The organism is Burkholderia sp. BCC1993 (assembly GCF_905339865.1).
Classification (GTDB): Bacteria; Pseudomonadota; Gammaproteobacteria; order Burkholderiales; family Burkholderiaceae; genus Burkholderia.
The window spans coordinates 1-529 of sequence record NZ_CAJPGZ010000068.1; the positions used below are offsets into that span (position 1 = coordinate 1).

The 529-nt window shown below is 71.8% G+C and carries 1 protein-coding gene; it reads right to left on the reverse strand.

Annotated features, from left to right (window positions below; all coding sequences use genetic code 11):
• The coding region (locus U4Y91_RS36600; protein WP_321809131.1) for an ATP-binding cassette domain-containing protein at positions 1 to 529 on the reverse strand (529 nt) is incomplete at both ends.

Consider the following 529-nt stretch of genomic DNA (forward strand, 5'->3'; position numbering starts at 1 on the left):
CGCGATCGCGTCGCGCGCGCGTGTGGCGCCGCGCGCGAGATCGAGCGCGCCGAGCCGCGCATCGCGGTTGCATACGGAGATGTTGATGTTGTCGCGCACGCTCATGTCGAGGAACAGGCCCTGGCGCTTGCGGTCTTCCGTCAGGTAGACGAGGCCCGCGTCGATCGCGTCGCGCGGCGAGTGTGCGCCGAACGTGCGCTCGCCCAGCTTCACGTCGCCGCGCGTGCGCGGCTCCGCGCCGAAGATCAGCCGCGCGAGCTCGGTGCGGCCCGCGCCGACGAGCCCGGCGATGCCGAGCACCTCGCCCGCATGCAGGTCGAGGTTGCAGCCGCGCACGCGCTCGCCGTCGGCGATGTCGCGTACCGACAGCAGCAGGTGGCCGGGATCGTACGGCGCGTGTTCCTTCTTGTAGAAGCCGGAGATGTCGCGGCCCACCATCATCGCGACGAGCCGCTCGGCCGACAGCGATGCGCGCTCGAGCGTGCCGACGTACGAGCCGTCGCGCAGCACCGACACGCGGTCGGACAGT